An 8,295-nucleotide genomic window follows, 5' to 3' on the forward strand; every position below is an offset into this window, starting at 1 on the left:
CAGGCTCGCGGCCATGCGAGCGCAGCCAGTCGACGACGCGCGCGGCCGTGCGCGCCGCGCTGCGACCGAGCAGGGGCCCGACGTGGCTCGCGCCGGCGATGCATTCGAAGTCGGCACCGAGCGTCGCGGCGAGCGCGCGACTGGACTCGGTCGGCACGTCGAGGTCGTGTTCGCTCGCGATGACGAGCACGGGGCAGTCGGGTGGGTCGACGACGAGCCCCGCGCGCGCCTCGTCGAGCACCGCGCCCGATTCGTCGCGCCAGCGCCGGAATGCGTACAGGCGCGCGGCGTCGTCGGCGTCGGGCATCGCCTGCTGGGTCGAGCGCAGCGTGGCCGCGGTGCGCCAGCGGATCACCGGCGGCGAGCGATCGGTACGAATCGGCAGGCCGGCGCTCGGCATCGGATTCACGAGCACGAGCGCACGCGCGCGCACGCTGCGCGCGACCGCCAGCGCGAGCAGTCCGCCGAGGCTCGCGCCGACCAGGCTCGCACCGCGCGCGGAGCGGCTCCACGCGGCGACCTGGCGGCGGTAGTCTTCGAGGTGCGTCGCGACGAGGCCGCCTGCAGCCGGCATGAGGTCGGGTGCGAGCACGTCGAAGCCTTCGATCGACAGGCTGCGCGCCCAGATGCCCCATTCCCAACCGCCGCCGCCCGCGCCATGCACGCAGACGACGCGCCCCGATCCGATCCGATCACGCATTGCGACTTGACCCTGTGCGTCGATAGGTCAAGTCTATGTCGGCGCCGCGCTGTCGCGCGACGCATTCCGCCATGACCGTCCCCGTGGCGCCAGCCCGTTCGTCGCCGACGCTGCACGGACGACCATGACGGCCTTCGAGCCGCGCGATGACGCGCGGTCGTTCGGGGGCAGGAAGCCCCCACGCCGCAACCGGCGGGCGCCGGTGCGCGGCGCAGCCACGCCGGCCGCAGGCCGGGGCGGCGAGCGCGGGCGGATCCACGACGGGTCCGACCGCGCACCAACGGGAGGCCTGCTCATGTCGTACACCACCGATGGCATCCGGAACATCGCGCTCGCAGGCCAAGCGGGCGCCGGCAAAACCACGCTGTTCGAAGCCCTGCTGCATGCCGGCGGCGCGATCCAGACGGCAGGCTCCGTCGAGAAGGGCACCACGGTGTCCGACCACGATCCGATGGAGAAGGAACGCAAGCATTCGATGGCCGCCTCGATCGCATCGGTCGACCTCGGCGACGTGCACGTGAACCTCGTCGACACGCCCGGATTCCCCGACTTCCGCGGTCCGACGCTGTCCGCGCTGACCGCGGTGGAAACCTGCGCGATCGTCGTCGACGCCGTCGCCGGCATCGCGCACACGACGCGCCGCCTGATGGCGCGCGCGAAGGAGCGCGGCCTGTGCCGCGTGCTCGTGGTCAACAAGATCGACCACGAGGGCGTCGACCTCGAAAGCGTCGTCGAGATGCTGCGCGACGAGTTCGGCAGCGAGTGCCTGCCGATCAACCTGCCCGCCAACGGCGGCACGGCCGTGGTCGACTGCTTCTTCCAGCCGCAGGGCGACGCGGGCTCCGCGAAGGTCGATTTCTCGTCGATCGCGGACGCTCACCAGCACATCATCGACCAGGTGGTCGAGATCAACGAGACCGTGATGGGCCATTACCTCGACGACGGCGAGGCCGGGCTGTCCGGGCAGGAACTGCACGACGCGTTCGAGCAATGCCTGCGCGAGGGGCACCTGATGCCGATCTGCTTCGTCTCCGCGCGCAACGGCACCGGCGTGAAAGAGCTGCTGCACCTCGCGGCGAAGCTGCTGCCGAATCCGAAGGAAGGCAATCCGCCTCCGTTCGAGAAGGGCCGCGGTGCCGACGCGCAGCGCATCGAGGCCGTGCCCGACCCCGACCGGCACGTGATCGCGGACGTATTCAAGATCGTCAACGACCCGTTCGTCGGCAAGCTCAGCGTGTTCCGCGTCTACCAGGGCACGGTCAGGAAGGACACGCAGCTGTTCATCGACGACGGCAAGAAACCGTTCAAGGTCGGCCACCTGTTCAAGCTCAAGGGCAAGGATCACGTCGAGATCGAGCAGGCGATGCCGGGCGACATCGCCGCGGTCGCGAAGATCGAGGAGATCCACTTCGACGCGGTGCTGCACGATTCGCACGACGAGGACCAGATCCACCTCAAGCCGCTCGACTTCCCGCAGCCGATGTTCGGGCTCGCCGTGCAGCCCGCGCACAAGGGGCAGGAGCAGAAGCTGAGTTCGGCGCTCGCGCGACTCGGCGAGGAGGACCCGTGCTTCCGCGTCGAGCACAACAAGGAACTCAACGAGACGATCATCCGCGGCCTGTCCGACCTGCACTTGAAGCTCATGCTCGACCGCATGAAGGAACGCTACGGCGTCGAAGTGACGACGCGGCCGCCTCGCATCGCGTATCGCGAGACGGTCGGCGCGAAGGCGGAGGGGCACCACCGGCACAAGAAGCAGACCGGCGGCGCGGGCCAGTTCGGCGAGGTGTTCCTGCGCATCGAGCCGCTGCCACGCGGCGGCGGCTTCGAATTCGCCGACGAGATCAAGGGCGGAACGATCCCGGGGCAGTTCCTGCCCGCGATCGAGAAGGGCGTGCGCCAGGTGCTCGAACACGGCGCGATCGCGGGCTACCAGCTGCAGGACGTCAAGGTCACCGTCTACGACGGCAAGTACCACGCGGTCGACTCGAAGGAAGTCGCGTTCATCTCGGCCGGCAAGAAGGCGTTCCTCGACGCGATCGCGAAGGCACGTCCGCAGGTGCTCGAGCCGATCGTGAACCTCGACGTGACCGTCCCGAACGCGCACATGGGCGACGTCACCGGCGGCCTCGCCGGCAAGCGCGCGCGCATCAACGGCACCGATTCGCTGCGCGGTGGCGAGATCATCATCAAGGCGCAGGTGCCGCTCGCGGAAGTCACCGACTACCAGACCGAACTCAAGGCGATGACCGGCGGCCAGGGCCGCTACGCGATCGAGTTCAGCCACTACGAGCCGGTGCCGCCGCAGGTGCAGAAGCAGCTCACCGAAGCGTACAAGCCGCGCCCGGACGAGGACTGACGCGCCGCCCGCAATGCGTCCGCGCGCCGCGCCGCTGGTGCGGCGGTGGCGCGCGGCGAAGCCCGCAACGTCGATCGCACTCTTGGGGAGTTCCGCAATGACGATTCCGCTCGTCCAGCTCTGGCTACCGATCCTCGTCGCCGCCGTGTTCGTGTTCGTCGCGAGCAGCCTGGTGCACATGGTGCTCAAGTGGCACGCATCCGACTACCGCGGCTTCGCCAACGAGGACGAGGTGCTCGCGGTGATCCGCAAGGGCAACCCGACGCCGGGCATCCACATGCTGCCTTACTGCGAGGACATGAAGGATCTCGCCAAACCCGAGATGCTCGCCAAGTTCCGCGCGGGCCCGACCGGCAAGTTCATCCTGCGCGCGGGTGCCGAGCCAGGCATGGGCAAGCCGCTGCTGCAGTGGTTCGTGCTCTGCCTCGTGATCTCGGTGTTCTGCGCCTACCTCGGCGCCCACACGCTCGCCGCAGGCAGCGCGTTCGCGCTCGTGTTCCGCGTGATCGGTACCGCCGCGTTCATGGCCTACGGCTTCGGCGCCTTCATCCAGGGCATCTGGTGGGGACAACCGTGGGGCGCGGTCGCCAAGGACGCGCTCGACGGCATCCTCTACGCGCTCGCGACCGCGGCGGCGTTCGCGTGGTTGTGGCCGCGGTAGCATCGGCAACATCGCGGATAGATTCGACGCCCGGCGGACGTGCGGCGGCACGCGCTTCGCGCGTACCGCCCTACACGAACATGCGGGACGCTCGGAACGCGTAGGGCGGGTCGAGCCGCGGAGCGGCGAGCCCCGCCGTGCCACGCCGCACGATGCGAACGCACCGCACGGTTGCGGCGGCATGCGCTCCGCGGACCGCCTCCACGACCATGCGTGCCTGCTGCGGCGACGTTAGGGCGGGTCCCGCCACGCCATGCCCCATTCCGCGACGGACCCGCATTTGCGGCGGCACGCGCCTCTCGCGTCCCGCCCTGGTTCGCAATTTCGTACGGGCGAGCGCGGGGATGGTCGGCAGCTTCAGCCGCCGGCATCACGCAACGTTGCCCCCATGCCGAACTATCGACGCGCGCTGATACCCGGCGGCACGTATTTCTTCACGGTCGCGCTCGCTGACCGCCAGCTCACGCTGCTGCTGTCCCACATCGACATGCTGCGTGCCGCATACGTCGATACGGCACGCGGCCACCCGTTCGAAACGCGGGCCATCGTCGTGCTGCCGGATCACCTGCACGCGATCTGGACGCTGCCGCCCGGCGATTGCGATTTTTCGATGCGCTGGAAGCTCATCAAGGAGCGATTCTCCCGCACCGTTCGACGCCTGGAACCCTCGCTCGGCGGGGTATGGCAGCGACGGTTCTGGGAACACGCGATCCGCGATGAACGCGATTTCGAGGCGCACGCGGACTACGTGCACCGCAACCCCGTGAAGCACGGTTTCGTGCAGGACGCGATCGAATGGCCGTATTCGTCGATCCGGCGATACATTGCGTTGCCGCGGCACGCACGGATCGTCGTACCGAAAGCGCGTTGATTCCCGAGCGTGATGCATGGCGCGGCGGCACGCGCTTCGCGCGTACCGCCCTACACGACCATGCGCGCGTCGTTGACCGTGTAGGGCGGGTCGAGCCGCGCAGCGGCGAGTCCCGCCGCGCCAATGCGAACGCACCGCACGGATGCGGCGGCACGCGCTCCGCGCGTACCGCCCTACGGTTCCGCGAGGCTCGGCACCACCGCCGCGCGCGCCGTGGGGCGGTACGACCCGATGAAGATGCCGAGCAGCGACAGCGCGACGCCGATCCAGTCGAGCGTGTGCGTCGGGCGCGCGAACAGCAGCACGTCGAAGACGAAACTCAGCGCCGGCTGCAGCAACAGCAGCAACCCGATCGTCGACGCCGGCAACTGTGGCATCGCGCGCGTGAGCAGCACCCAGCCGAAGACCTGGCCGAAGAATGCGAGGCCGAGCAAGGCCGACCAGCTCTGCGCGTCGGGAATCGCGAACGATTCGCCCTCGATCGCTGCGACGCTGCCGAGTACCGCGGCGCTGACGAGCGAACTCACGCAGAGCAATTGCGCGGGCGCGAGCTTCACGTGTCCCGCGCGCTGCGCGTGCCGCGTCGACAGCATGTAGATCGCGTACGCGACGCCGGTGATCGTGCCGAGCACGACGCCGAGGCGGTACCGCGCGCCGACCGCGGACCAGTCGAGCCCGACCAGCAGGTACAGCCCGACGAACGCGAGCGCGATGCCGGCGAGGAAATACCAGCCGAGGCGTTCGCGGTAGAGCAACCACCCCGCGAGCGCCATCAGGAACACCTGGAAATTGCCGAGCAAGGTCGCGAGCCCGGGGCCGACGTAGAGGATGCTCCGGTGCCACATGACGAGGTCGACCGCGAACGCGGCGCCGGGCACGAGCAGCCAGCCGACCTCGGCGAGACGCGGGCGCCGCCATTGGCGCAGCGCTACGAGGCCGGCGAGCAGCATGAGTCCGCCGAATCCCATGCGGTAGAAGCCCGAGACAGTCGGACCGACGTGCGCGACCTTCACGAACAGGCTGGTCGTGCTGATCGCGATCGCGCCGACGACCATCTGCAGCAGCGCGCGCCGCGGCAGCTCGTGCGCGTCGCGCATCAGGCGACCGCTTCGGTCGCGGCGACGACCTCGCTTTCCGCCGCGCTGTCGCGCAGCCATTCCCGCATCGCGGGCAACGCGAGCAGCGCGTCGGCCCATGCCTCGAGGCCGGGCTCGATCGCCACGCCGTACGTGACGAAGCGCAGCACGACCGGCGCGTACATCGCATCCGCGATCGAGAACGCACCGAACAGGAACGGCCCGCCCGCGCCGAAACGCGCGCGGCAGTCGCGCCAGATCGCGAATACGCGCTCGATGTCCGCGCGCACGTCGTCGCCGTACGCGAAACCCTGCACGCGGCGACGCGCGTTCATCGGCATGCGCGTGCGCAACGCACGGAAGCCCGAATGCATCTCCGCCGAGACCGCACGCGCGACCGCGCGCGCGGCCGCCTCGCGCGGCCAGCCGGCACCGTCGAGGAAGGTCTCGTTCGCGTATTCGCAGATCGCGAGCGAATCCCATACGACGAGGTCGCCGTGGCGCAGCGCCGGCACGGTTCGACCCGGCGACCAGCGACCGATCTCGCGCGCGAACTCGGGCGTGTCGAGCAACAGGCGATGTTCGTCGAACGCGACGCCGTGGTTGCGCAGCAGCAGCCACGGTCGCAGCGACCACGACGAATAGTTCTTGTTGCCGATGACCAGCAGGGGTTTCGCGGACATGGGGTTTCCGGTTTGATGCGGGGGCGGGCAGCTCAGGCCGGCAATGCGTCGCCTGCGAGGTCGTCGTTCTGCGCGCGCTGTTCGCGCAGGGCGAGGTCGATGCGGCCGGCGATCGGCGCGGCGCGCTCGACGTCGTGGTCGGCGACCATGACCGCGACGAGGTTCCAGCACGGCAGCTCGCCCGCGGCGCCAGTAAGATACTCGCCGCTGACGAAGGCGACGATGCCCTCGAGTTCGAGCGCGCCCTTCACGAGGTTCGCATCGATGATGTTTTCGGCCCGATAGACGATCTTCATGCGCGTTCCGTGGAACCGTGGGCCGGCCGTGCGGCGCGCCACCGGATCGCCGCAACGGTGATCGTGTGTGGCGGCTGGTGCACTGCGCCATTGCGGTCGCGGCCGTGCGGCTATTATGCCGGGCATTGCCGTTCGCCCGCGACCCCGATGCCCGAGGCGCGAAGCGGGCGGTCAGGGTACGGGATGAACCTGCCGTTCCAAGACGACCTGCTCGCCGAACGCATCCGCGAATGCCTCATGGAGCTGCTCCACGAGCGCGGCCCGGGGCGCAGCATCTGCCCCAGCGAGGCCGCCCACCTGCTCGGCACGCGCTTCGGCTGGCGCTGGCAGGACCTCATGCGACCCGTACGGACCGTGGCCGTCGCGCTCGTCGAGCGCGGCCTCATCGAGGCGACCCAGCACGAGAACGTGGTCGACATCCGCGACGTGCGCGGCCCGGTCCGCCTGCGCCTGCGCACCCTGCCCGGCGTGCGCAGCCGCGGCCTCGCCGAGGCCTGAGCCTCGCTCGCGCGCGGGAACGCACGCTCCCGGCACCCTGCTAGACTGGCGGTTTACCTTCACCGGACGCCGCCCCGCGCGGCGGTGACGCATGACCGACGCCAGCCAGCCCGCTCCAGCCGCGGGCAATTTCATCCGCCAGATCGTCGTCGCCGACCGCGCCGTCGGCAAGCACGGCGGCAGGGTCAGGACGCGCTTTCCGCCCGAACCGAACGGCTACCTGCACCTCGGCCACGCGAAGTCGATCTGCCTCAACTTCGGCATCGCGACCGATTTCGGCGGCCGCTGCAACCTGCGTTTCGACGACACCAACCCGACCAAGGAAGACGTCGAGTACGTCGACGCGATCCAGGCCGACGTGCGCTGGCTCGGCTTCGAGTGGGATGCGCTGCACCACGCGTCCGACTACTTCGAGATCCTCTACCTCTGCGCCGAAAAGCTCATCCGCGACGGCAAGGCGTTCGTCTGCGACCTCAGCGCCGACGAAGTGCGCGAGTACCGCGGCACCTTGACCGAACCCGGCCGCAATTCGCCGTGGCGCGAGCGCAGCGTCGAGGAGAACCTCGACCTGTTCCGGCGCATGCGCGCGGGCGAGTTCGCCGACGGCGCGCGCACGCTGCGCGCGAAGATCGACATGGCCTCGGGCAACATCAACCTGCGCGATCCCGCGCTGTACCGCATCCGCAAGGTCGCGCACCAGAACACCGGCGACGCGTGGCCGATCTACCCGATGTACGACTACGCGCACTGCGTGTCCGATGCGGTCGAAGGGATCACGCATTCGCTCTGCACGCTCGAGTTCGAGGACCATCGCCCGCTGTACGACTGGTGCCTCGACCAGCTCGACCTGCCGAGCATGCAGGAGATCGTCGAGCCGATGCGCCGCGCCGGCCTCGCCGGGCCGGCGAGCCGGCCGCAGCAGATCGAGTTCGCGCGCGGCAACCTCGACTACACGGTCATGAGCAAGCGCAAGCTCATGGCGCTCGTCGCCGACGGCCTCGTCGACGGCTGGGACGATCCGCGCATGCCGACGCTTGCGGGCTTGCGGCGACGCGGCGTGCCGCCCGAAGCGATCCGTGATTTCGTCCGTCGGGTCGGCGTCGCCAAGGCCAACAGCATCGTCGACATCGCGATGTTCGACTTTGCGGTGC

General features: G+C 69.5%; 9 protein-coding genes. 5 read left to right on the forward strand and 4 right to left on the reverse strand.

Features of this window, described 5'->3' with window-relative positions; genetic code table 11:
* Window positions 1-700: alpha/beta hydrolase (locus VI238_RS00890; RefSeq protein WP_331647461.1), on the reverse strand; the 700-nt coding region annotated here is incomplete at its 3' end.
* A 295-nt stretch (window positions 701-995) separates the two neighbouring features.
* Here VI238_RS00890 and fusA point away from each other — a divergent pair.
* The 3 genes from fusA (at window position 996) to VI238_RS00905 (ending at window position 4,591) form a co-directional block, all read left to right on the forward strand.
* Complete coding sequence (fusA, locus tag VI238_RS00895) at window positions 996-3,059, forward strand: elongation factor G (RefSeq protein WP_331647463.1); 2,064 nt, start codon at window positions 996-998, stop codon at window positions 3,057-3,059.
* Window positions 3,060-3,156: 97 nt separating this feature from the next.
* On the forward strand, window positions 3,157-3,720 hold the full coding sequence (locus tag VI238_RS00900; RefSeq protein ID WP_331647465.1) for a hypothetical protein: 564 nt from the start codon (window positions 3,157-3,159) through the stop codon (window positions 3,718-3,720).
* Between the two features lie 388 nt (window positions 3,721-4,108).
* Entirely contained in the window at window positions 4,109-4,591 is a 483-nt protein-coding gene (locus tag VI238_RS00905) for an REP-associated tyrosine transposase (protein ID WP_331647467.1), read from the forward strand.
* A gap of 173 nt (window positions 4,592-4,764) precedes the next feature.
* On the opposite strand, the gene VI238_RS00910 is transcribed toward VI238_RS00905, so the two are convergent.
* From VI238_RS00910 to VI238_RS00920, 3 genes are read right to left on the reverse strand one after another with little or no spacing between them, the layout of a single operon-like run.
* Window positions 4,765-5,688 (reverse strand): DMT family transporter, encoded by a 924-nt coding sequence (locus VI238_RS00910; RefSeq protein ID WP_331647469.1) that lies wholly within the window; start codon window positions 5,686-5,688, stop codon window positions 4,765-4,767.
* Window positions 5,688-6,350: a glutathione S-transferase family protein gene (locus VI238_RS00915; protein WP_331647471.1), complete on the reverse strand. Its 663-nt coding sequence runs from the start codon at window positions 6,348-6,350 to the stop codon at window positions 5,688-5,690. The genes VI238_RS00910 and VI238_RS00915 overlap by 1 nt, the downstream gene beginning before the upstream one ends.
* A 32-nt stretch (window positions 6,351-6,382) precedes the next feature.
* Complete coding sequence (locus tag VI238_RS00920; RefSeq protein ID WP_331647473.1) at window positions 6,383-6,646, reverse strand: DUF2007 domain-containing protein; 264 nt, start codon at window positions 6,644-6,646, stop codon at window positions 6,383-6,385.
* Window positions 6,647-6,829: 183 nt separating this feature from the next.
* Here VI238_RS00920 and VI238_RS00925 point away from each other — a divergent pair, with 183 nt between their 5' ends.
* Both VI238_RS00925 and glnS read left to right on the forward strand, forming a co-directional pair.
* Complete coding sequence (locus VI238_RS00925; RefSeq protein ID WP_331647475.1) at window positions 6,830-7,144, forward strand: DUF3253 domain-containing protein; 315 nt, start codon at window positions 6,830-6,832, stop codon at window positions 7,142-7,144.
* 91 nt (window positions 7,145-7,235) lie between these two features.
* The coding region (gene glnS, locus VI238_RS00930) for a glutamine--tRNA ligase (protein WP_331647477.1) at window positions 7,236-8,295 on the forward strand (1,060 nt) is incomplete at its 3' end.

Origin of the sequence: Dokdonella sp., assembly GCF_036518555.1 — a bacterium.
In the GTDB taxonomy this organism is placed as follows: domain Bacteria; phylum Pseudomonadota; class Gammaproteobacteria; order Xanthomonadales; family Rhodanobacteraceae; genus Dokdonella_A.